Origin of the sequence: Bradyrhizobium sp. NBAIM01 (assembly GCF_020194115.1) — a bacterium.
Classification (GTDB): domain Bacteria; phylum Pseudomonadota; class Alphaproteobacteria; order Rhizobiales; family Xanthobacteraceae; genus Bradyrhizobium; species Bradyrhizobium yuanmingense.
This window is the reverse complement of the sequence record NZ_JADYVU010000009.1, coordinates 165037-185905: the sequence shown is the minus strand read 5'-3', so window position 1 is coordinate 185905 and position 20869 is coordinate 165037. Positions and strand designations below refer to the sequence as shown.

General features: G+C 65.8%; 16 protein-coding genes and 1 tRNA gene. 12 read left to right on the top strand and 5 right to left on the bottom strand.

Going from position 1 to position 20869, the window contains the following annotated elements; translation table 11 throughout:
- Window positions 1-151: 151 nt before the first annotated feature.
- Window positions 152-313: a hypothetical protein gene (locus I6F31_RS26545; RefSeq protein WP_035999590.1), complete on the bottom strand. Its 162-nt coding sequence runs from the start codon at window positions 311-313 to the stop codon at window positions 152-154.
- A gap of 163 nt (window positions 314-476) precedes the next feature.
- Here I6F31_RS26545 and I6F31_RS26540 point away from each other — a divergent pair, with 163 nt between their 5' ends.
- Window positions 477-668 (top strand): hypothetical protein, encoded by a 192-nt coding sequence (locus tag I6F31_RS26540; protein WP_074447952.1) that lies wholly within the window; start codon window positions 477-479, stop codon window positions 666-668.
- 282 nt (window positions 669-950) lie between these two features.
- On the opposite strand, the gene I6F31_RS26535 is transcribed toward I6F31_RS26540, so the two are convergent.
- A complete protein-coding gene (locus I6F31_RS26535) occupies window positions 951-1178 on the bottom strand; it encodes a DUF2171 domain-containing protein (RefSeq protein ID WP_025036201.1) in 228 nt (75 codons plus the stop codon).
- A 114-nt stretch (window positions 1179-1292) separates the two neighbouring features.
- Here I6F31_RS26535 and I6F31_RS26530 point away from each other — a divergent pair, with 114 nt between their 5' ends.
- Window positions 1293-2576 carry a hypothetical protein gene (locus I6F31_RS26530; RefSeq protein WP_225186356.1) on the top strand — a complete coding sequence of 428 codons (1284 nt, stop codon included), beginning with the start codon at window positions 1293-1295 and terminating at the stop codon, window positions 2574-2576.
- 24 nt (window positions 2577-2600) lie between these two features.
- Here I6F31_RS26530 and I6F31_RS26525 read toward each other — a convergent pair whose 3' ends face one another.
- Together I6F31_RS26525 and I6F31_RS26520 are read right to left on the bottom strand one after the other, a co-directional pair.
- On the bottom strand, window positions 2601-2819 hold the full coding sequence (locus tag I6F31_RS26525; protein WP_225186355.1) for a hypothetical protein: 219 nt from the start codon (window positions 2817-2819) through the stop codon (window positions 2601-2603).
- A 140-nt stretch (window positions 2820-2959) separates the two neighbouring features.
- Window positions 2960-3036 (bottom strand) — tRNA-Arg (locus I6F31_RS26520).
- A gap of 419 nt (window positions 3037-3455) precedes the next feature.
- Here I6F31_RS26520 and I6F31_RS26515 point away from each other — a divergent pair.
- The 6 genes from I6F31_RS26515 (at window position 3456) to I6F31_RS26490 (ending at window position 14618) form a co-directional block, all read left to right on the top strand.
- Window positions 3456-8651, top strand: coding sequence for an alpha-2-macroglobulin (locus I6F31_RS26515; RefSeq protein WP_225186354.1), 5196 nt, complete (start codon window positions 3456-3458; stop codon window positions 8649-8651).
- A gap of 5 nt (window positions 8652-8656) precedes the next feature.
- Window positions 8657-10828 carry a penicillin-binding protein 1C gene (pbpC, locus tag I6F31_RS26510; protein WP_225186353.1) on the top strand — a complete coding sequence of 724 codons (2172 nt, stop codon included), beginning with the start codon at window positions 8657-8659 and terminating at the stop codon, window positions 10826-10828.
- 50 nt (window positions 10829-10878) lie between these two features.
- Complete coding sequence (locus tag I6F31_RS26505) at window positions 10879-12621, top strand: glycosyltransferase family 39 protein (RefSeq protein ID WP_225112824.1); 1743 nt, start codon at window positions 10879-10881, stop codon at window positions 12619-12621.
- Between the two features lies 1 nt (window position 12622).
- Complete coding sequence (locus I6F31_RS26500) at window positions 12623-13468, top strand: phosphatase PAP2 family protein (protein ID WP_035999564.1); 846 nt, start codon at window positions 12623-12625, stop codon at window positions 13466-13468.
- Between the two features lie 77 nt (window positions 13469-13545).
- Window positions 13546-14283, top strand: coding sequence for a glycosyltransferase family 2 protein (locus I6F31_RS26495; protein ID WP_036027971.1), 738 nt, complete (start codon window positions 13546-13548; stop codon window positions 14281-14283).
- On the top strand, window positions 14280-14618 hold the full coding sequence (locus tag I6F31_RS26490) for a lipid-A-disaccharide synthase N-terminal domain-containing protein (RefSeq protein ID WP_025036223.1): 339 nt from the start codon (window positions 14280-14282) through the stop codon (window positions 14616-14618). The genes I6F31_RS26495 and I6F31_RS26490 overlap by 4 nt, the downstream gene beginning before the upstream one ends.
- A 65-nt stretch (window positions 14619-14683) precedes the next feature.
- Here I6F31_RS26490 and metC read toward each other — a convergent pair whose 3' ends face one another.
- The gene (gene metC, locus I6F31_RS26485) at window positions 14684-15868 is read right to left on the bottom strand and encodes a cystathionine beta-lyase (RefSeq protein ID WP_036039383.1); all 1185 of its coding nucleotides are present in this window, start codon (window positions 15866-15868) and stop codon (window positions 14684-14686) included.
- Between the two features lie 397 nt (window positions 15869-16265).
- Between metC and I6F31_RS26480 the strand changes: the two genes are divergently transcribed.
- From I6F31_RS26480 to I6F31_RS26465, 4 genes are read left to right on the top strand one after another with little or no spacing between them, the layout of a single operon-like run.
- Window positions 16266-17282 (top strand): amino acid ABC transporter substrate-binding protein, encoded by a 1017-nt coding sequence (locus tag I6F31_RS26480; protein WP_035999559.1) that lies wholly within the window; start codon window positions 16266-16268, stop codon window positions 17280-17282.
- Between the two features lie 25 nt (window positions 17283-17307).
- A complete protein-coding gene (locus tag I6F31_RS26475; protein WP_036027974.1) occupies window positions 17308-18513 on the top strand; it encodes an ABC transporter permease subunit in 1206 nt (401 codons plus the stop codon).
- Window positions 18510-20030, top strand: coding sequence for an amino acid ABC transporter permease (locus I6F31_RS26470; RefSeq protein ID WP_225147929.1), 1521 nt, complete (start codon window positions 18510-18512; stop codon window positions 20028-20030). The genes I6F31_RS26475 and I6F31_RS26470 overlap by 4 nt, the downstream gene beginning before the upstream one ends.
- 11 nt (window positions 20031-20041) lie before the next feature.
- A complete protein-coding gene (locus tag I6F31_RS26465; protein ID WP_035999552.1) occupies window positions 20042-20779 on the top strand; it encodes an amino acid ABC transporter ATP-binding protein in 738 nt (245 codons plus the stop codon).
- Window positions 20780-20869 lie beyond the last annotated feature (90 nt).

Here is a 20869-nt window from a genome sequence, read left to right as displayed (position 1 = left end):
TGATTCGCGGGGGATGTGGTGCATGCTGGATGCCATCCAGATCAGCGTGGCGCTCTGGGCCATGATCGTTTGCGGCGGAATTAAACTCTCGCAGGCGTTGCCCTACCTGCTCTAAAACGGCGATCAGCTGGCAGGCCAATGCCTTGGTCGGTCAGGACACGAGCCAATCGAAGAATGCGATCGAGGCCCAGACCAGGCCCGCGATCCAGGCCACCATGACGACGCCGATGGTGCCGAGATAGGCGATGCCGAGCAGGTCCGCGCGATGTCGCTGCCTCGGGACGATGACTTCGGTTGCTGCTTTGCGTGTCATGACCGGACATCACCCATGAAGCCTGGACACGTAGTTTAGCGGAGATGTCGCGGACAGGCTGTGACGTGGTTCACAGACCGGTGCAGGAAGGCTGGTCGTTACCCCGCAATCATACGGACGAAATTGCCACGCACTCGTCCAGATGGCCGGCTAGAGTCTGCGCATGTACACCGAGTACGATCCGCAACATGAGGCCGAGGCCGCTATGAAGCGCGCCGCGGAGGCCGAGGGTGCCGACAGGCAACGGCTGATCCAGCTGGCCCTGGCATGGCACGAGCTCGCCCGCGATCTGCACGATGAGCAAGCCGGCCCCTCGCATCCAGCCGGGCGCAGGCCTTTGGCCCGAGAGCGCTGAGATGAGAAAAACCCCGTGCTCGGGGGACAAGCACGGGGTCCTTCAAAGCCGACCGGGGCTGGCGGGTCGGCACCACTCAGTTCGGTCATCCAACGCGCGGATCGCGCATTCGTTCCCGGTCAATCCGCAGCGCTGAAATCCGATCGCATTGCAGCGACCTTCCGCAGAAAGTCATCGTTAACGAATGCTCCGCGCAATCGAATTGCAGTCGCGATTCGTACTCGCGAACGAAGCGGAGTCGGACCGTGAACAAACAAAAAGCCCCCGCAGGGGCTCAGTGTTTTACGCAGCTTCGGTCTTCGGGACGGCGTCGGCATTCACCGACAGCTTGACCACGTCGCCTTCGACGGCGCCGACATATTTCGTGTCGATGTAGTGATGATGGTCCTTGTGACCTTCCGGGCTGTCCTTGCGCGTCAGCTTGATGCGGTTGCCCTCGAGACGATCGACGGTGCCGACATGTGCGCCGTCCTTGCCGATGATCTTCATGTGCTCTCTGATGTCAGCCATGCTGTCCTCCTTGCATGGCTTCAACTGCGAAGGCGCCGGTTCGTTGCAGCAGGCATGTTGGACCCGTTGGGATTTCCGGACGTTGACGCCTGATTGGATCTGTCAAGAAGCGCGATGGAGACCGTTCGGGCCTATCTGGAACGCAAGCACTGGGAACTCAGGCTGTTGAACGACGGCCTGAGAAACCCGCTCGATTTGGCGTCGCCGCGTTCCGTCGATGACGTCGTCAGATCCAAATTCCAGATCACTGCCGCGCTCAGGGCGGAGCATGAACTACACGAGTGGAAGGCGACGGAGACAGCCTGGTCGCACACGGCCGATCCCGCCAGCGGGCCGTTCGAGTTCAGTTACGACTACCAGCGGGCCGATCTCACGGTACGCGGTCCGTCGTTCTACGAGCTCGACGGCGGCTGCACGAGCACGGCGATCTACACCGCCTCGGGGATGGCGGCGATCTCCGCGGTGCTGCTCGCCTCCGCGCGGATCGTCGCGAAGGCGGATATCCTGGTGCTGCCAGGCTGCTATGGCGAGACGCTGGAGCTGATCCGAAGCTTCATGCCGCATTTGCGGATCGAACCCTTGCCGCTGCCGCTCGGCGATGCGCTTGCAGGGGTGAGCTCGCCGCGGATCCTGCTGCTGGATTCCTGCTCCGTCGCCGGCGCCATCGAGGCAGTGCTGCGCCGTGACGGCTCGGGCCTCGATCTCCTGATTTTCGATACGACGTGCTTCGCCGGCAGGTCGGGCCGCATCAGGCGCGTCGTGGGGTGGGCCAGGCGACACGGAATTGCGCTGGTGCTGGTGCGAAGCCACAACAAGCTCGATTCGCTCGGAGCGGAATATGGCCGCCTCGGCTCGGCCGTCTTCGTGCGCGGGCATGAGCGTCCACCGCGGGCAGGGGACGCTGAATGGTCACGTCTCGCGTTCGAAACGCGCAACGCAGTGCGGCTGCTCGGCGGCGCGGCATTGCCGGCCCACTTCCCGCCCTTCGCGGGCAGCGCGGCGTATTGGGCGCTGACGAAGCGGCGCGTGGCGGCGATCTTGCGCAACGGCCGAAGCTCGGCGCGATGCTTTGCCGCCGAGATCCCGGCGCTCTCGGCTCAGCTTCGCTTCGCTCACGGCCTCTACGTGACTCTTCGCGGAAGGCGCGCGCTCGACGAGGCGGCAGCACGGCAGGCTGCCGAGGACATGAGCTGCGAATTGCGCCGCGCGGGCTTTCCCATCCGCCACGCCGGCAGCTTCGGCTTCGATTTCGCCGCGACCGAGTGGTTTCACGACGCGACGACGGACCAGTACAGCGTCCGGGTGGCGGTGCCGGACCTGCCGACGGAGGTGTGGGACGATCTCACCGCGGCCATTGCGCGGTGGTGGCGGGGTCATCAGCGGGCAGGCGGTGGATAGGCCGCAAGGCGCAGGGCGCGTCGATCAGTCGACCGCCAGGCAATATTCGAGTCGCGGCTTGTCGTGACCGCGGCGCGCCCAGTCCTCAACTGCAAATGCAGGCTGACGTTGTCCCGTTGCGACGCCAAGGATCGAGGCCTGGACCACCTTGATGGGCCTCGTGACCGCATTGGTGCTCACCAAGCCCGCGTCGACCGCCAAATACGAGATCGCAACGACCGCGACCGCAGATGCGATCGCCATTCTCGTCAACTCGGATTGCTGCATTCCCAAACCTATCGGGCGCGTCTCACCCGGCGCTTAGATAGGGCTGATCGGCGCCGTTCAAAGGCCGGCATATGGTTACCCACGCGTTCGTGAACAGCGGCGGCGAGGCAACGAGCTGGCGATCCCGGCAGGACTCGAACCTGCAACCCGCGGAGTAGAAATCCGCTACTCTATCCAGTTGAGCTACGGGACCGTCTGAGCCGGCCGTCTTGAGCCGCCCGCATTGGGCGGCTGGTCGTTCATGTAGCATGCCAATATGAAAAAACTGGTGTTTCGCCAAGTCTGAACCGAACCGTTTTCCTCAGTGCGGCGACAAAGCGGAACGGTGGGGTGTCAGGGTGCCGGGTTGAGCGGCAGCGGACTGGACGATGGATCACATCGCCGGGAACGCTGAACAGCTTCCGGGGCACGGCCGCCGGTCGACTGGTCAGGTAGTGCTGCGCCATCAGGACGGCGTGCGTGGCGATATCTTGGCCGGTCTCCTCTGGGCTTACCTCTGTCATGGCGAAAGCGACGCTTTGCACCTTCTGGTTCCATCGCCTTGAGTCCGTCACCTTTCCGCGCATTTCATTTGCCGCCGCGGCGTTCGTCCGCGCTTTCCGGGAGTCTTCGATGATCGGTCTCGTTCGCGCCGTCACAATCTGCGCCGCGCTGGCGCTCGGCCTTGTCACCGCGCAGGCCGCCGACAAGGCGTTCAAACGCGACGACCTCGCGGATTCCGCGATCAAGCTGGACGCCCAGATCAAGAGCGAGGCGGGGCCGGTCGCCAAGACCAATGCGACGCTGAAGACGGACGCCGACGCCGCCTTCCGGCGCAATGATTACCGCACCGGCCTTTCGGTGCTCGGCCAGATCGCCGCGACCACGCCCGAGGATGCCGGCAATTGGCTGCGGCTCGCCAAGGTCATCTTCCAGATCTCGCCGAAGAGCTCGAGCGAGCAGACCTTCCTTTTGGAGCGCGCCTCGACGGCGGCCTATATCGCTTACATGCGCGCCGGCAATTCGGGCGAGGAGGCCGACGCGCTCGCCGTGCTCGGCAAGGCGCTGGCCGACCGCAAGCTGTGGCGGCCTGCACTGGATGCGCTGCGACTGTCGCTCGACATGCGCGAGGTCGCCGACGTCCGCGGCCAATATGAGAAGATGCGCGACGAGCACGGCTTCCGGCTGCTCGACTATACCGTCGACTCGGACTCGGCGAGCCCGCGTGCCTGCTTCCAGTTCTCCGAGGAACTCGCCAAGCGCACCGACTTCGCGCCGTTCCTGGCGCTTGCAGGCCAGGACAAGCCGGCGCTGTCGGCCGAAGGCAAGCAGCTCTGCGTCGACGGGCTGAAGCACGGCGAGCGCTACAACATCAACCTGCGCGCCGGCTTGCCGTCGGCCGTGAAGGAGGGGCTGCCGAAATCGGCCGAGTTCAACATCTATGTGCGCGACCGCAAGCCGTTCGTGCGCTTCACCAGCCGTGCCTATGTGCTGCCGCGGACCGGCCAGCGCGGCATTCCCGTCGTCAGTGTCAACACGCCCTCAGTCAGCATCAATGTCTTCCGGATCGGCGACCGCAACCTGATCAACACGGTGGTCGACAGCGATTTCCAGAGGACGCTGTCGAAGTACCAGCTCAGCGAGCTCGGCGACGAGCGCGGCGTCAAGGTCTGGACCGGCGAGCTTGCGACTGCGACGACGCTGAACCAGGACGTCACCACGGCGTTCCCGGTCGACCAGGCGCTCGGCCAGCTCCAGCCCGGTGTCTACGTCATGACGGCCGCGGCGAGGGCCTCGGACGAGGACTACCAGCTCGCCACGCAATGGTTCATCGTCTCCGACCTCGGCATCGCCGCTTATTCCGGCAATGACGGCATTCATGTCTTCGTCAACTCGCTGGCGTCGACCGACCCGGTCGGCAAGGCCGAGGTGCGCCTGGTCGCGCGCAACAACGAGATCCTGGCGACGCGCAAGACCGACGATGCCGGTCACGTGCTGTTCGAGGCCGGCCTTGCGCGCGGCGAGGGCGGATTGTCGCCGGCGATGCTCACGGTGACCGGCGAGAAGGCCGATTATGCCTTCCTGAGCTTGAAGACGTCGGCCTTCGACCTGTCCGACCGAGGCGTTTCGGGGCGCGCGGTGCCCGCCGGCGCCGATGCCTTCGTCTATGCGGAGCGTGGCGTCTACCGTTCCAGCGAGACCGTGTTCCTCACCGCGCTGCTCCGCGACGGGCAGGGCAATGCCGTCACCGGTGGGCCGATGACACTGGTGGTCGAGCGCCCCGACGGCGTCGAATATCGCCGTGCCGTGCTGGCGGATCAGGGCGCCGGCGGCCGCACGCTGTCCGTGCCGCTCAACTCGGCCGTACCGACCGGCACCTGGCGGGTGCGCGCCTTCACCGATCCAAAGGGAGCTTCGGTCGGTGAGACCACCTTCATGGTCGAGGATTACGTCCCCGATCGGATCGAATTCGACTTGTCCGCCAAGGACAAGCTGATCAAAGCTAACGCTCCAGTGGAGCTTAAGGCCGACGGTCATTTCCTCTATGGCGCACCTGCTTCGGGCCTGCAGCTCGAAGGCGACATGCTGATCGCGCCGGCGGCCGAGCGGCCCGGCTTCGCCGGCTACAAGTTCGGCGTCGACGACGAGGAGAGCACCTCGAACGAGCGCACGCCGCTGGAGAACCTGCCCGAGGCGGACGCCCATGGCGTCGCGACCTTCCCGGTGACGCTGGACAAGCAGCCGGCCTCGACGCGTCCGCAGGAGGCGCAGATCTTCGTCCGCATGGTCGAGACCGGCGGCCGCGCCGTCGAGCGCAAGATCGTGCTGCCGGTCGCGCCCGCCACGGCGCAGATCGGCATCAAGCCGCTGTTCGGCGACAAGAACGTCACGGAGGGCGACAAGGCCGAGTTCGACGTCGTGTTCGTCTCGCCGGACGGCGAGAAGCTGCGCCGCGACGGCCTGCGCTACGAGCTCCTGAAGATCGAATCGCGCTACCAGTGGTACCGCCAGAACAATTACTGGGAGTACGAGCCGGTCAAGTCGACCTCGCGCGTCGCCGACGGCGACGTCACTGTTACGGCCGACAAGCCGACGCGGCTCTCGCTCACGCCGCAGCCCGGCCGCTACCGGCTCGACGTCAAGTCGAACGAGGCCGACGGCCCGGTGACTTCGGTGCAGTTCGACGTCGGCTGGTACTCCGACGGCAGCGCCGACACGCCGGACCTGCTGGAGACCTCGATCGACAAGCCGCAATATTCCTCCGGCGACACCATGACGGTGTCCGTCAACGTCCGCAGCGCCGGCAAGCTCACCATCAACGTGCTCGGCGAGCGGCTGCTGACGACGCAGACCATCGACGTCAAGGAAGGCACCGCGCAGGTCAAGCTCCCGATCGGCAAGGATTGGGGCACCGGCGCCTATGTGGTGGCGACGCTGCGCCGTCCGCTCGATGCCGCCGCCCAGCGCATGCCGGGCCGTGCGATCGGGCTGAAATGGTTCGGCATCGACAAGCAGGCGCGTACGCTGCAGGTGAAGCTGTCGCCGCCTTCGCTGATCCGGCCGAATTCGACGCTGAAGATCCCCGTCAAGCTCGATGGACTCAATCCGGGCGAGGACGCCAAGGTCGTCATCGCCGCGGTCGACGTCGGCATCCTCAATCTCACCAATTACAAGCCGCCGGCGCCGGACGATTATTATCTCGGCCAGCGTCGCCTCAGCGCCGAGATCCGCGACCTCTACGGGCAGCTGATCGACGGCATGTCGGGCACGCGCGGCCAGATCAAGTCCGGCGGCGACGCCGGTGGCGAGCTCCAGGGCTCGCCGCCCACGCAGAAGCCGCTGGCGCTCTATTCCGGCATCGTCACCGTCGCTGCCGACGGCTCGGCCGAAGTGAGTTTCGATGTTCCGGAGTTCGCGGGAACCGCGCGCGTGATGGCGGTGGCGTGGACCGCGACCAAGCTCGGCCGCGCCAACACCGACGTCGTGATCCGCGATCCCGTCGTACTCACTACGACGCTGCCGCGCTTCCTGCTCAACGGCGACCGCAGCTCGGTCAACCTCGAGATCGACAATGTCGAGGGCCAGGCCGGCGACTACGTCATCAACGTGAAGGCGGGCGGCCCGGTGAAGATGACCGGCAATCCCGCCACCACGGTGAAGCTCGCGGCCAAGCAGCGCAATGCGTTCTCGCTCGCGCTCGATGCGACCGCGGCGGGGCAGGCGACGCTCGACGTCGACATCAAGGGGCCGAATGGCCTCGCGCTGGTGCGTCACTATGTGTTCGACGTCAAGCCGGCGACGCAGGTGCTGGCGCGGCGCTCGATCCGGACCCTGGCGAAGGGCGAGAGCCTGACGCTGAGCTCGGACATGTTCTCCGACCTCGTGCCGGGCACCGGCGCTATCTCGGTCTCGGCCAGCCTGTCGACCGCGCTCGATGCGGCAACGATCCTGAAAGCGCTCGACCGCTATCCCCATGGCTGCTCGGAGCAGATCACGAGCCGGGCGATGCCGCTGCTCTATGTCAACGAGCTCGCGGCCGGCGCGCATCTTGCCATGGACACCGAGGTCGACCAGCGCATCCGCGACGCCATCGAGCGGCTGCTGGCCCGCCAGGGCTCGAACGGCTCGTTCGGCCTGTGGCTGGCCGGCGGCGACGATGCCTGGCTCGATGCCTACGTGACGGACTTCCTCACCCGCGCCCGCGAGAAGGGCTTTGCGGTGCCGGACGTGCTGTTCAAGAACGCGCTCGACCGTATCCGCAACTCCGTCGTCAATGCCGACGAGCCGGAGAAGGACGGTGGCCGCGATCTCGCCTATGGCCTGTATGTGCTCGCCCGTAACGGCGCAGCTCCGATCGGCGATCTCCGCTATCTCGCCGATACCAAGCTCGCCAACCTCGCGACCCCAATCGCGAAATCGCAGCTTGCGGCGGCGCTCGCCCTGGTCGGCGACCGCAACCGCGCCGAACGGGTCTATGGCGCGGCGCTCGACAGCCTTGCGCCGAAGCCCGCGCTGGAATTCGGCCGCACCGACTACGGCTCGCAGCTGCGCGATGCCGCAGCATTGGTGTCGCTCGCCAGTGAAGGCAATGCGCCGAGGGCGACGCTGACGCAGGCGGTGTCGCGGGTCGAGACCGCCCGTGGGCTGACGCCCTACACCTCCACGCAGGAGAATGCGTGGCTGGTGCTGGCGGCACGGGCGCTCGCCAAGGAGAACCTCTCGATCGAGGTCGATGGGCAGCCGGTCAAGACTGCGCTGTACCGCAGTTACAAGGCGGACACGCTGGGCGGCAAACCGCTGAAGATCACCAACACCGGCGATGCGCCGGTGCAGGCGGTCGTCTCGGTGTCGGGCTCGCCGGTCACGCCGGAGCCGGCGGCGTCCAACGGCTTCAAGATCGAGCGCGGCTACTATACGCTCGACGGCAAGCCCGCGGACATCAGCAAGGTCAAGCAGAACCAGCGCTTTGCGGTGGTGCTGAAGATCACTGAGGCCAAGCCCGAGTACGGCCACATCATGGTGTCCGACTATCTGCCGGCGGGCCTGGAGATCGACAATCCGAACCTGGTGTCGTCCGGCGACAGCGGCACGCTGGACTGGATCGAGGACGGCGAGGAGCCGGAACATACCGAATTCCGCGACGACCGCTTCACCGCGGCCGTCGACCGGGCCTCGGATTCCAAGTCGGTCTTCACGCTCGCCTATGTCGTGCGCGCGGTCTCGCCCGGCAAATACGTGCTGCCGCAGGCCTATGTCGAGGACATGTACAATCCCTCGCGCTATGGCCGGACCGGCACGGGCAGTGTCGAGGTGCGGGCGGCGAAGTGAGTGAGATGAGCGAGGTCGAGCCACATACACGGGCATCCACGGCCGCGCCGGCGGTGGGTGTTGGCGTGGATGGCCGGGTCAAGCCCGGCCATGACGGACGGAGGGGGCGGATCGCCTTTCGCCTTCTCTCCGCAGCCGCGCTCACCTTTATCCTCGCCATCATCGGCTTCGTTGGCTGGGTCTACTCGCTCGGCCCGCTCCCGCTCGACGAAGCCCGCCAGGTCTCAACCACCATCGTCGATCGCAACGGCAAACTGCTGCGCGCCTATGCGATGGCGGATGGGCGCTGGCGGTTGCCGGTCGATGCCAGGACCAACGTCGATCCGACCTACCTGAAGCTGCTTTTCGCCTATGAAGATCAGCGCTTCTACGCCCACAACGGCGTCGATCCGCTCGCTCTGGGACGCGCCGCGTTGCAGCTGGGAACGCGCGGCCACATCGTCTCGGGCGGCTCGACCATCAGCATGCAGCTGGCCCGTCTGATGGAGCCGCGGCGGCAGCGCTCGCTTTACGCAAAATTGCGGCAGATCGTGCGTGCCATCGAGATCGAGCGCAGCATGAGCAAGGAGCAGATCCTCGATCTCTATCTGGCGCTGGCGCCCTATGGCGGCAATCTCGAAGGCATCCGCGCGGCGTCGATCGCCTACCTCGGCAAGGAGCCGAAGCGGCTGTCGCTGGCGGAGGCCGCGTTGCTGGTTGCGCTGCCGCAATCGCCGGAGACACGCCGGCTGGATCGCTATCCGGAGGCTGCGCGCAAGGCGCGCGACCGCGTGCTCGACCGCATGGTCGAGGAGCACGTGGTCAGCGCCGACGACGCCAATCAGGCCAAAGCGATGCCGGTGCCGAAACTGCGCAGGCCGATGCCGATCCTGGCGCCGCATGCCTCCGACGCCGCGCAGTCGACGGTCAAGGACGCGCCGATCATCAAGCTGACGCTCGATGCGACCTTGCAGAAGGTGCTGGAGCCGCTGGCGCGCGACCGCGCAATTGCGCTGGGTCCGAACATCTCGGTCGGAATCGTCGTGGTCGACAATGAGAGCGGCGACGTGCTCGCGCGTGTCGGCTCGGCCGATTATTTCGACGAGAGCCGGGCGGGGCAGGTCGACATGACCCGCGCCATCCGCTCACCCGGCTCGACGCTCAAGCCCTTCATCTACGGGCTCGCCTTCGAGGACGGCTTTGTCCATCCCGACAGCTTGATCGACGACCGCCCGGTCCGCTTCGGCTCCTATGCGCCGGAAAATTTCGACATGACTTTCCAGGGCACCGTGCCGGTGAGGAAGGCTCTGCAACTGTCGCTGAACGTGCCGGCCATCGTGCTGCTCGACCGCGTCGGCTCGAGCCGGCTGACCTCGCGGCTGCGGCAGGCCGGCGGCAACCTCGTCCTGCCCAAGGACGAAGCGCCCGGCCTCGCCATGGGGCTCGGCGGCGTCGGCGTGACGCTCCAGGACCTCGCCCAGCTCTATGCCGGCTTTGCCCGCCTCGGGACCACCAAGCCGCTGCGCGAGATCGTGACGGCCAGGGACGATCGGGAGCCGCTGCGGCTGCTGGATCAGGTCGCAGCCTGGCAGGTCGGCAACGTCCTGCTCGGCACGCCCCCGCCGGAGAACGCCGCCCACAACCGCATCGCCTTCAAGACCGGCACCTCCTACGGCTATCGCGACGCCTGGTCGGTCGGCTTCGACGGTCGCATGACCATCGGCGTCTGGGTTGGCCGTCCGGACGGAGCGCCGGTTCCCGGCCTGATCGGACGCGTTGCCGCCGCGCCCATCCTGTTCGATGCCTTCGCCCGCAGCGGCAAGACGCTGACCGCCTTGCCGAAGCCGCCCAAGGGAACCCTGGTCGCAAGCAACGCGAAGCTGCCGCTGCCCTTGAAGCGGTTCCGTCCGGTCGGCGAACTGGTGCGAAGCGGGGGCGAGCAGCCGCTGCACATCCAGTTTCCGCTGAACGGCTCGCGGATCGACGTCGATCGATCGGGTGGCCGGGAGAGCGCGGCGATGCCAGTCAAGGTCGCCGGCGGCGTGCTGCCCATGACCGTCATGGTTAACGGCACCGCGCTCGGCGAGATCGACGGCCGCCGTCAGCGGCTGATCGATCCGCCCGGCCCGGGCTTTGCACGGCTCACCGTGATCGACGCCACGGGCGCCGCGGACACAGTCGTCATTCGAATTCAATGACCCTGCCTTAAGCGGTTGTCGCCATGGCGGTTTCAGCGTAAGCGGAACCAATGGCCGACACCTACCCCAGCCCCCGTTTTGGTGCCCCCCGCGAGTCGAAATCGCCCACAAATCCGGGCAGCGGGCTCGTGCGCATGCTCGACATCGTCACGGCCAGCCACCCGCGCGCGGTCGGCTTCCTGCTGCTGTGTGCGCTGCTGCTGTTCCTGCCGGGCTTCTTCACCATCCCGCCGATCGACCGCGACGAGGCGCGGTTTGCCCAGGCCACCAAGCAGATGGTCGAGAGCGGCGACTATGTCGACATCCGCTTTCAGGAGGACGTCCGCTACAAGAAGCCGGTCGGCATCTACTGGTTGCAATCGGCGACCGTCGAGGCCGCCTCGATGCTCAAGCTGCCGAAGGCCGAATTGCGGATCTGGGTCTACCGCCTGCCGTCGCTGATGGGGGCGATCGGCGCCGTGCTGATGACGTATTGGGCCGCGCTCGGCTTCGTCACGCGGCGTGCCGCGGTGCTGGCGGCGCTGATGATGTGCGCCTCGGTGCTGCTCGGCGTCGAGGCGCGCCTGGCCAAGACCGACGCCGTGCTGCTGCTCTGCGTGGTTGCCGCGATGGGCGCGATGGCGCGGGCCTATCTGTCCTGGCAGCGCGCCGAGGACGAGACGCATCCGCCCTGGAGCTGGCCCGCGATCTTCTGGACCGCGCTTGCTGCGGGCATCCTGATCAAGGGGCCGCTGATCCTGATGTTCGCAGGCCTGACCATCGTCGCGCTCGCGATCCAGGACCGCGACGCCTCCTGGCTGTGGAAGCTGCGGCCTGTCTGGGGCCTGATGTGGATGCTGGTGCTGGTGCTGCCCTGGTTCGTCGCGATCTTCTGGCGCGCGGGCGAGACCTTCTTCACCACCTCCGTCGGCGGCGACATGCTGAGCAAGCTTGGCGCCCAGGAATCCCACGGCGCACCGCCCGGACTTTACCTGGCGCTGTTCTGGATCACGTTCTGGCCAGGTGCGCCGCTGGCGGCGATGGCGGCGCCCGCGGTGTGGCGGGCCCGCCGCGAGCCCGGTGCGCAGTTCCTGCTGGCCTGGCTGATCCCGTCCTGGATCGTGTTCGAGGCGGTGCTGACCAAGCTGCCGCATTACGTGCTGCCGCTGTATCCCGCGATCGCGATCCTCACCGCCGGCGCGGTGGAGCGGCGCGTGCTGTCGCGCTCCTGGCTGATGCGCGGCTCGGCCTGGTGGTTCGCGATCCCCGCAGCCGCCTCCATCATCGCGGTGGTCGGCTCGGTGATACTGACGCGGCAGCCCGCTTTCGTGGCTTGGCCGTTCATCGCGGCCGCGCTGATCTTCGGTCTGTTCGCCTGGTGGCTGTTCGATACCAACCGCGCCGAGCGCTCGTTTCTCAACGCCCTGGTCGCAGGCCTGATGCTCGCCGTGACGATTTACGGCATCGTGCTGCCGTCGCTGACCCCGCTGTTTCCCAGCATCGAGATCGCGCGCGCGCTTCGCAACGTCACCTGCGTCGGACCGAAGGCGGCTGCGGCCGGTTATCACGAGCCGAGCCTCGTCTTCCTGGCGGGCACCCGGACCTTGCTCACGGACGGCTCCGGTGCGGCGGACTTCCTGCGGCAGGGCAGCTGCCGCTTCGCGCTGATCGAGCAGCGCTCGGAGCGCAGCTTCGTGCAGCGCGCCGAGGCGATCGGGTTGCGCTACAAGGTCGGCGCGCGCATCGACGGCTATAATTTCTCGCAAGGGCGCGCGATCTCGATCTCGATCTTCCGCTCCGAAGGTACCGAATAGGATGCGGGCTCCGACCGACATTGCGCCGCATGCCGGCTATCCCGCGCAATTGCTAACGGTGTCCTGGCGCGCGCTGGCGCAGCTCGTGCGGTCGCCCTCGCACTCGCGCCGCGCCGAGGCCGCCCGGAAGCTGGCGCGGCATTCGCTGTGGCTTGCCGCGGCGGGTGCAGCGCTCGTCATCGTGCTGATGGTCGCGTTCGATCAGACCGAGATCCTGCTGATGCCGCCGCGCGGCACGCCGAGCCTGTGGCCGATCCGCATCCTCACCGATTTCGGCAAGGACGAGTATATCCTCTCGGTGCTGGGGGCTGCGCTGGTGGTGCTGGCGCTCGTCGCGGCCGGGCTGCGTGGGAGCCGCCGCGCGCTGCTGCTCGGCTTCGGCACGCGGCTGCAATTCCTGTTTCTGTCGGTTGCCGTGTCAGCCTTCGTCGCCGAGATCCTGAAATATGTCATCGGCCGCGGACGTCCGTTCGTCGGGGGCAAGGCCAATCCGTTCAACTTCGTCCCGTTCGAGGGGACGGGGGCTTATGCCAGCCTGCCGTCAGGCCACGCCGTGGCCGCATTCGCCCTGGCGTTTGCCGTCTCGGCACTGTGGCCGCGTCTGCGCGTCTTCATGTTCACTTACGCAATCGTGATCGTGCTGACGCGCCTGGTGTTGCTGGCGCATCATCCGAGCGACGTGGTCGCCGGCGCTCTGGTCGGAACGGTGGGCGCCATGGCCGTTCATTACTGGTTCGCGGCCCGAAAGCTCGGATTTGCCATCCGCGCCGACGGCACCATCGTGCCGCTTTCAGGGACGTTTTCCGACCGCCTCAAAAGGGTTGCCCACCGGGCATCCGCCCCATAAAAGCGGCTGCCTGCCGGGACCGCCGGTTCCCTTGGGCAGGTCCTTTGGGCAGGTCAATTCCAACCACGAGCCTCGATTTGTCGACGTCCCAGCCTTCGGTGTCCATCGTTGTTCCCGTGCGCAACGAAGCCGACAACATCGCGCCGCTGATCGCGGAGATCGGCGCGGCACTCGATGGCCGCTGGCCCTATGAGATCATCTACGTCAACGACGGCTCGACCGACGCCACCGGCGAGCGGCTTGGCGCCATCATGAAGCAGCAGAGCAATCTGCGTCAGCTTCGCCATGCAAGATCGGGCGGCCAGTCGGCGGCCGTGCGCAGCGGCGTGCGCGCGGCGCGCGGAGAGATCGTGGCGACACTCGATGGCGACGGCCAGAACAATCCGGCCTTCCTGCCCGACCTGATCGCTGCAGTCGAGAAGGGGGCAGGGCGCGTCGGTCTCGCGGCCGGCCAGCGGATCGGGCGCAAGGACACCGGCTTCAAGAAATTCCAGTCGCGCGTCGCCAACGGCATTCGCAACGCCATCCTGAAGGACGGCACGCGCGACACCGGCTGCGGGCTGAAGGCGTTCCGGCGTGACGTTTTCCTGATGCTGCCTTATTTCGACGGGCTGCATCGCTTCCTTCCCGCGTTGGTCCGCCGCGAAGGCTACGACATCGCCTATGTCGACGTGATCGACCGGCCGCGCCATTCGGGCGTGTCCAACTATGGTTTCTTCGACCGGCTGTGGATCGGCATCATGGATCTCGCCGGCGTTTGGTGGCTGATCCGCCGCAAGAAGCCGACGCCAGAAGTGACCGAGGTGGACGCATGATCATTCAATACGGTCAGGCGCTGAGCAATTATCTCTATGACGTCTTCGTCGCCAAGTTCGACTTCTGGCTGGCATTCGGCCTGGTCGCGCAGCTGTTCTTCACGGCGCGCTTCCTGGTGCAGTGGATCGCGAGCGAGCGCGCCGGCAACAGCGTGGTGCCGATGGCGTTCTGGTTCTGCTCGATGGGCGGCGGGCTGATGACGCTGGTCTATGGCGTCGTCAAGCGCGAGCCCGTCATCATCCTCGGACAGTCGCTCGCGACCATCATCTATATCAGAAACATCATGCTGATCTGGAAGAACCGCGGCACCGCCTCGAAGACGCTGGACCGCTGATCCAGCGTTCGGCTCCGCTTGTTGAAGCCTGGCACGTTGCTAGGCGAGATGCCCAATCCTGATGCTCACATGGCCGCTTTGAGGGCAGCGAAGCCGCGGTCGAGATCGGCCTTGAGGTCGTCGGTGCTCTCGAGCCCGATGTGGAGACGCAGCGTCGGGCCGCCGGGCTCCCATTTGGTCGCGGTGCGATAGGCATCGCAATCGAAGGGAATTGCAAGGCTCTCGAACCCGCCCCAGGAAAAGCCCATGCCGAACAGCTTCAGCGTATTAAGCATGGTGTCGACCGCCTGCTGCGGCGCCGGCTTCAGCACGATGCTGAACAGGCCCGAGGCGCCGGTGAAGTCGCGCTTCCAGATCGCATGACCGGGATCGGTCTCCAGCCCGGGATGCAGCACGCGCGCAACCTCAGGCCTTGCCGCCAGCCAGCGCGCCATCTCGAGCCCGGAGCGATGATGTTGCGCCAGCCGCACCGACAGCGTGCGGAGGCCGCGCAGCGCCAGGAAGACGTCGTCGGGGCCGGCACAGACGCCGAGCAAGCGGATGCCTTCGGCAATCATCGGCCAGGCCTTGGCGTTGGCCGAGATGGTGCCGAACATGATGTCGGAATGGCCGCCGATATATTTCGTCGCGGCCTGCATGCTGATGTCGACGCCCTGGTCCAGCGAGCGGTGATAGAGCGGCGTCGCCCAGGTGTTGTCGTCGATGACGAGCGCGCCGCGCCCATGTGCGACTTCGGCGATGGCGCGGATGTCGGGCATCTCGAACGATTGCGAGCCCGGCGCCTCCACCAGAACGGCCCGGGTGTTGGGCTTGAACAGCTTGTCGATGCCCGCGCCGATCATCGGATCGAAATAGGTGGTCTCGACGCCGTAGCGCGTGAGCATGCCGTTGCAGAAATTGCGCGAGGGCCGATAGATGTTGTCGACCACCAGGATGTGGTCGCCGGCTTTGAGCACCGAGAGCAGGGTGGTGGAAATCGCCGACAGCCCCGACGGCACGATACCGACGCCGGCGCATTGCGGACCCTCCAGCGCCATCAGCGTCTCCTGGAACGCCTTGGTGGTCGGGGAACCGTGACGGCCGTAGGTGAACTCGCCGCGATGGGCGTGCAGGTCCTCTGCGGTCGGATAGAGCACGGTCGAGCCGTGGAAGACCGGCGGATTGACGAACCCCTTCTGCGCCTTGGTGTCGCGGCCGGAGGTGACCAGCCGGGTCTCGGCGTGCTGCTCTTGGGGGGACGAAGAATCCATGCGCCTGCTTTCAAAACCGCGTTTCCACCGGACGCATCGCGCCCCTGGGCCGACCGAAAGGCCGCGGTCGTTAATAACAGAACACAGAAGAGTCCCGTCAACCCCTTGACCCGGAACGCCAGTCGTTCTGTGATGCGCAGGTGCTATTCAGTCGCCGCATGTTGAGGGGCCTGCCGCGACCTTCGATCCATTGCCTGACCGGACGTCGCGTCACAGCCAAGAGATGGCGGGCGCCGGCGGCGGGGATGAAGGTATGGGCTCCCGAGATCGGCGAGTGTTCGGCAAGGTTTTCCAGCATGACTCTTGCAAGGCCGGATTCTTGAAGGACCTGGTTTGGCAGAGACGATCCTAAGACAACATTCCTGACCTTGAGACGACCTTGAAAGGCCCAAAGCCCATGAAACGCGTAACCCTGGCTCTCTCCCTTGCTCTCGCCGCCGGCCTCACCGCCCAAGCCGCCGATGCGCAAACGCTCAAGACCGTCAAGGATCGGGGCATGCTGTCCTGCGGCGTCAGCCAGGGCCTGCCGGGCTTCTCCTCGCCCGACGACAAGGGCAACTGGACCGGCATCGACGTCGACGTCTGCCGCGCCATTGCCGGCGCCATCTTCAACGATCCGACCAAGGTCAAGTTCGTGCCGCTGTCGGCCAAGGACCGCTTCACGGCGCTGCAATCCGGCGAGGTCGACGTGCTCTCGCGCAACACCACCTGGACCATCTCGCGCGACACCTCGCTCGGCGCCAATTTCACCGGCGTGACCTATTACGACGGGCAGGGCTTCATGGTGAAGAAGTCGCTCAAGGTGAATTCGGCGCTCGAGCTCAACAGTGCATCGGTCTGCGTGCAGACCGGCACCACCACTGAGCAGAATCTCGCCGACTACTTCAAGGCCAACAACATGAAGTACGAGGTGATCGCGTTCGCCACCAACGACGAGACCGTCAAGGCCTATGAGGCCGGCCGCTGCGACGTCTTCACCACCGACCAGTCGGGCCTGTACGCCAACCGCCTCAAGCTCGCCAGCCCCAACGACCACATGGTGCTGCCCGAGATCATCTCGAAGGAGCCGCTCGGTCCGATGGTGCGGCACGGCGACGACCAGTGGTTCGACATCGTGAAATGGACGCTGTTCGCGATGCTCACCGCCGAAGAGCTCGGCGTGACCTCGAAGAACATCGACGAGAAGGCGAAGCTGGAAAATCCCGAGCTGAAGCGCGTGCTCGGCAGCGACGGCAATTTCGGCGAACAGCTCGGCCTGACCAAGGATTGGGTGGTGCGGATCGTCAAGACCGTCGGCAATTACGGTGAGGTGTTCGATCGCACCGTCGGCGCCGGTTCGCCGCTCGGCATCAATCGCGGTGTCAACAATCTCTGGAACAAGGGCGGTCTTCAGTACGCGCCGCCGATCCGCTGATCAGCCCTGATCGGCCGGCAGCGGCATGAGCACCGAGGCTCGAAAACCGCCGCCCCAGATCGCGCTGAAGATCCGGCGCATTCTGGGCGGCAAGGCAGGCTGGAACGGCGTTGCCGTCCAGTTTGCCTTCGCGGCGATCCTGGGCTGGATCGGCTACGAGATCGTCTCCAACGCGCGGGCCAATCTCGAGAACCAGCACATCGCCGCCGGCTTCGGCTTCCTCAGGAACAATGCCGGCTTCGACGTCAACCAGACCCTGATCTCCTATACCGGCTCGGACACGTTCCTGCGCGTGTTCGTGGTCGGACTGTTGAATACGCTCGTGGTCTCCGTGGTGGGCATTGTCTTCGCCACGGTGATCGGCTTCATCGTCGCGCTGTGCCGGCTGTCGCCCAATTGGCTGCTGTCGCGGGTCGGCGAGATCTATGTCGAGGTCATCCGCAACCTGCCACTGCTGTTCCAGATCCTGTTCTGGTACCTGGCGGTGCTCGCGGCCCTGCCAAATCCGCGGCAGAGCATTTCCCTGTTCGGCATTGCCTTCATCAGCAATCGAGGCCTCGTCATTCCCAGCCCGATCGGTCAGAGCGGTCTTGCGCCGTTCCTCGCGGTGCTGGCGCTCGGCATCGTCGCCTCACTGGCGCTGCGCGTCTACGCAAGGCGAGCGCTGTTTCAGCGCGGGCAGGTGATCCGCATCTGGCCTTCCGTGCTGGCCCTGCTGTTCGGGCTTCCGCTGGCCACGATGCTGGTCTTCGGTCTGCCTTTCACCTTCGAGCTGCCGCAGCTGAGGGGGTTCAACTTCGCCGGCGGCTCACGCATCATCCCGGAATTCGTGGCGCTGACGGTGGCGCTGGCGACCTATACCGCCGCCTTCATCGCCGAGATCGTGCGCGCTGGCATCCTGTCCGTTCACAAGGGGCAGATGGAGGCGGGATCTTCGCTCGGCCTCAGCCGCGGCGCCACGCTCCGCCTCATCGTCGTGCCGCAGGCCATGCGCGTCATCGTGCCGCCGCTGACCAACCAGTACCTCAATCTCACCAAGAACTCGTCGCTGGCGGTCGCGATCGGCTATCCTGACCTGGTGTCGGTGTTTGCCGGCACGTCACTGAGCCAGACCGGGCAGGCGATCGAGATCATCGCCATGACGATGGGCGTCTATCTCCTGATCTCGCTCCTCACCAGCGCGATCATGAGCGTCTACGGGTGGCGCGTCAGCCGGAGCCTCGGCGCATGAGCGATGTCATCTCGTCCAGCTTCGTCCGCCAGGACCTGCTCGCCGAGCGTCCCGCGCCGGTGAAGACCACGGGCTTCATCGGCCTGATGCGCACGCGCCTGTTCAACTCGCCGACCAACATCCTGCTGACGATCGTCGGCGCCTTGCTGCTCTGGTTCACCATCGTTCCCTCCGTCAAGTTCCTGTTGGTCGATGCGGTCTGGAGCGGTAAGGACCGCACCGCGTGCCTCGCCGAGAACGCCGGCTTTGCGGTCGGCGCCTGCTGGCCCTACATCCAGGCGAAGCTCCCGCAACTGATCTACGGCTTCTATCCCGAGGCCGAGCGTTGGCGGGTGAACTTGACGCTGTTGCTTGCAGTCGTCCTGCTGTTGCCGCTGCTCATTCCGCGGCTGCCGGCCAAGAGCCTGAATGCCGGCCTGTTCTTCGTCGCCTTTCCGGTGGTGGCGTTCTTCCTGCTGCACGGCGGCGGCATCAAGGGCTTCGGGCTGAGCTGGACGGCCGGCCTGCTGCAATTGTTCGACGAGAGCATCGTCGGTGCCGGACAAGCGCTGATCACATCGAGCAGGACCTCCGCGGTCGGTCCGCTGCTGTGGGCGCTCGGGAGCCTCATCGTGCTGCTCGGTACGCTGATCCATTGGCTGATCTTTCCGCTCACCTGGCTGCGCGATTATCTCCAGGGCACGGGCCAGCCCGTCTGGGCGGATTTCGGCGTCACGGCCGCGATCGTCTGCCTGATCGCCTTCGTTCTCGGCGGTGGCGTTCGCACCGGCGGGCGGGCTCTGGCGTCGAGCATCGCCACCTTCATTGGCATCGCCATCGTCATCAGGCTGATGGATCTCGATCACGGCGGATTGCCGATCGTAACGACGAATCTGTGGGGTGGCCTCCTGGTGACGCTGGTGGTGTCCGTCACCGGCATCGTCACCTCGCTGCCGATCGGCATCGCGCTCGCGCTCGGCCGCCGCTCGACGATTCCCTTGATCCGGATCTTCTCGATCGCCTTCATCGAGTTCTGGCGCGGCGTGCCGCTGATCACCGTGCTGTTCTTCGCAACCTACATGCTGCCGCTGTTCCTTCCCGGCAATTTCACCGTCGACGGCTTGGTGCGTGCGCTGATCGGCATCGCGCTGTTCACCGGCGCCTATCAGGCCGAGAACGTCCGCGGCGGGCTCGCGGCCATCCCGCGCGGGCAGAGCGAGGCGGCCGCCGCCCTCGGACTGTCCTGGTGGAAGACGACCTCGCTGATCGTGCTGCCGCAGGGGCTGCGGCACGTCATTCCGAACCTCGTCAACAGCTTCATCTCGCTGTTCAAGGACACCTCGCTGGTCTCGATCGTGGCGCTGTTCGATCTGCTCGGCTCGCTGCGCGCCTCGTTCGCGGATCCGAAATGGTCGACGCCGTCGACGGCGTTCACCGGCTTCGCCTTCGCTGGGATCATCTACTTCCTGTTCTGCTTTGGCATGTCGCGCTATTCCTTGTTCGTCGAGCACCGCCTCAACGCCCACCGCCGCAACTGATCGAGGCCACCATGTCCGAGCCCATCGTCAAGATTTCCGGCCTGAACAAATGGTACGGCGAATTCCACGTCCTGCGTGACGTCGATCTCGCGGTGCAGAAGGGCGAACGCATCGTGATCTGCGGCCCCTCGGGCTCGGGCAAGTCCACGCTGATCCGCTGCATCAATGCGCTGGAGGAATTCCAGGAAGGCGAGATCGTCGTCGACGGCATCGAGCTCGGGCCGAACCTCAAGCACGTCGACGCGGTCCGCCGTGAAGTCGGCATGGTGTTTCAAAGCTTCAACCTGTTCCCGCATCTGACCGTGCTCGACAATTGCACGCTGGCGCCGATCTGGGTCCGCAACATCCCCAAGAAGGACGCCGAGGTGACGGCGATGAAGTTCCTCGAACGCGTCAAGATCCCGCACCAGGCCAACAAGTTTCCGGGTCAGATGTCCGGCGGCCAGCAGCAGCGTGTCGCGATCGCCCGGGCCCTGACCATGAACCCGAAGGTGATGCTGTTCGACGAGCCGACCTCGGCGCTCGACCCCGAGATGGTCAAGGAGGTGCTCGACACCATGGTCGACCTCGCCGAGGAAGGCATGACCATGCTGGTCGTCACTCACGAGATGGGCTTTGCCCGCGAGGTCGCCAACCGCGTCGTGTTCATGGACGCCGGGCAGATCATCGAGGCCAACACTCCGAACGAGTTCTTCGCCGCCCCGCAGCACGCCCGCACCAAGCTGTTCCTGAGCCAGATTCTGCGCTGAGTCCGGCGACCCGTGGCCTCGCCGGTCTGACCGCAAGCCTGGCACCATCCGAATCGGCTTGCCTCTTTTCGGACCATCTCCGGAGAGAGA

What these genes read in the sequence shown, in the direction of transcription:
- I6F31_RS26530 (WP_225186356.1), top strand. Translation starts at nt 1,293, where the DNA reads ATGGAGACCGTTCGGGCCTATCTGGAACGCAAGCACTGGGAACTCAGG.
- I6F31_RS26490 (WP_025036223.1), top strand. Translation starts at nt 14,280, where the DNA reads ATGATCATTCAATACGGTCAGGCGCTGAGCAATTATCTCTATGACGTC.
- I6F31_RS26545 (WP_035999590.1), bottom strand. Translation starts at nt 313, where the DNA reads ATGACACGCAAAGCAGCAACCGAAGTCATCGTCCCGAGGCAGCGACAT.
- I6F31_RS26480 (WP_035999559.1), top strand. Translation starts at nt 16,266, where the DNA reads ATGAAACGCGTAACCCTGGCTCTCTCCCTTGCTCTCGCCGCCGGCCTC.
- metC (WP_036039383.1), bottom strand. Translation starts at nt 15,868, where the DNA reads ATGGATTCTTCGTCCCCCCAAGAGCAGCACGCCGAGACCCGGCTGGTC.
- I6F31_RS26500 (WP_035999564.1), top strand. Translation starts at nt 12,623, where the DNA reads ATGCGGGCTCCGACCGACATTGCGCCGCATGCCGGCTATCCCGCGCAA.
- I6F31_RS26465 (WP_035999552.1), top strand. Translation starts at nt 20,042, where the DNA reads ATGTCCGAGCCCATCGTCAAGATTTCCGGCCTGAACAAATGGTACGGC.
- I6F31_RS26515 (WP_225186354.1), top strand. Translation starts at nt 3,456, where the DNA reads ATGATCGGTCTCGTTCGCGCCGTCACAATCTGCGCCGCGCTGGCGCTC.
- I6F31_RS26540 (WP_074447952.1), top strand. Translation starts at nt 477, where the DNA reads ATGTACACCGAGTACGATCCGCAACATGAGGCCGAGGCCGCTATGAAG.
- I6F31_RS26470 (WP_225147929.1), top strand. Translation starts at nt 18,510, where the DNA reads ATGAGCGATGTCATCTCGTCCAGCTTCGTCCGCCAGGACCTGCTCGCC.
- I6F31_RS26525 (WP_225186355.1), bottom strand. Translation starts at nt 2,819, where the DNA reads ATGGCGATCGCATCTGCGGTCGCGGTCGTTGCGATCTCGTATTTGGCG.
- pbpC (WP_225186353.1), top strand. Translation starts at nt 8,657, where the DNA reads ATGAGCGAGGTCGAGCCACATACACGGGCATCCACGGCCGCGCCGGCG.
- I6F31_RS26505 (WP_225112824.1), top strand. Translation starts at nt 10,879, where the DNA reads ATGGCCGACACCTACCCCAGCCCCCGTTTTGGTGCCCCCCGCGAGTCG.
- I6F31_RS26475 (WP_036027974.1), top strand. Translation starts at nt 17,308, where the DNA reads ATGAGCACCGAGGCTCGAAAACCGCCGCCCCAGATCGCGCTGAAGATC.
- I6F31_RS26535 (WP_025036201.1), bottom strand. Translation starts at nt 1,178, where the DNA reads ATGGCTGACATCAGAGAGCACATGAAGATCATCGGCAAGGACGGCGCA.